Here is a 1016-nt window from a genome sequence, read left to right as displayed (position 1 = left end):
GCATCGGGATAGACGGTCCCGATCTCGGGCACGCCGTCATTGACCTTGCCAGTGGGCCGGAACCGCTCAGTCACCAGCCGCATGCGATCTTCGGCCACGACCAGTTCGATGTCGTGGCGGATCGCCTGCGAGGCGATCGGATCGTTCGGGTTGTAGGGCACCGCATCATCCTGCGGCGCCGTGGTGGGCGAGGTCAGATCATCGATGACAGCGATGAGCGCTTCGGGCCCGACTTCGACCACGCCGAGGTTGAGCGACTTGAGCATCGCCACCAGCCCCTCGCGGGTCTGTTTGAGATCCTCGTTGCTGACCGCCTTCGATGTTGGCACGCCGACCGAGACGATGACCTGGTGATGCCGCGCATGAAAGGGGGCATCCGCAGAGCCGGACTCCCAGACGAGCGAATAGAGCCGCCGCGCGCGGTGACGGGCAATCGCCTCGTACACGCCGCCCTGCATGTACCGTGGCGCAAACCACGGGGCGATGATTCTGCTGATGCGCGGGCTCGCAAGGTGGAGCACCTGCAGGCAGGCGCCCGCTGGTAAGCCTTCCGAGAAGAATTGCCCGAGGATTTCGCCTGTGCGCTCGTCCGCGCCGATCAGCGGCGTGACCGAGAGGACAAAGCCCTTCGAGCGTGCGTTGAAGTACAGGCGCGTTGCCGGATCATAGACCCTGTAGGGCAGCCAGTCGGACAGCATGTCGACCATCAGCTGGGGGCGGGGCTTTTCGACGTGCTCGGCGTCACCCAGCAATCCGCTAAGCAGCCGATCAATGACGGACTTGAGTTGCTCGGCCATTACTTGGGTTCCTCGGGCTGCGGGGTGCTGGCTATCGGCTGTTCACCGGCCCTGGCTGCGGGGCGGATCGCAGCTTTCGCGGCTTCAATCGCCGCGGCGCTGGGGAACACGGGAGCGCTGTGCCCCGCCTCTGGCCGAGGGGCTCGATCACGCGAGGGAGGCGGCGTGTCGAACCCCTCGACCGCCGGTGCTTTGGCACCGGCAACGGCCTCGCGCGCC

1 protein-coding gene and 1 pseudogene are annotated in these 1016 nt (G+C 66.1%); both read right to left on the bottom strand.

Translation table 11 applies throughout. From position 1 onward, the window contains the following. Window positions 1-797 (bottom strand): conjugal transfer protein TraC (locus AX692_RS02895; protein WP_155646248.1); only part of this gene is annotated, 797 nt, incomplete at its 3' end. Further along, window positions 797-1016, bottom strand: a pseudogene (locus AX692_RS20420) (conjugal transfer protein TraV); the annotation flags it as partial. The gene AX692_RS02895 and the pseudogene AX692_RS20420, both read right to left, overlap by 1 nt.

It is taken from the genome of Erythrobacter donghaensis (genome assembly GCF_001557325.1).
In the GTDB taxonomy this organism is placed as follows: Bacteria; Pseudomonadota; Alphaproteobacteria; order Sphingomonadales; family Sphingomonadaceae; genus Erythrobacter; species Erythrobacter donghaensis_B.
This window is presented reverse-complemented; position numbering and strand designations above follow the sequence as displayed.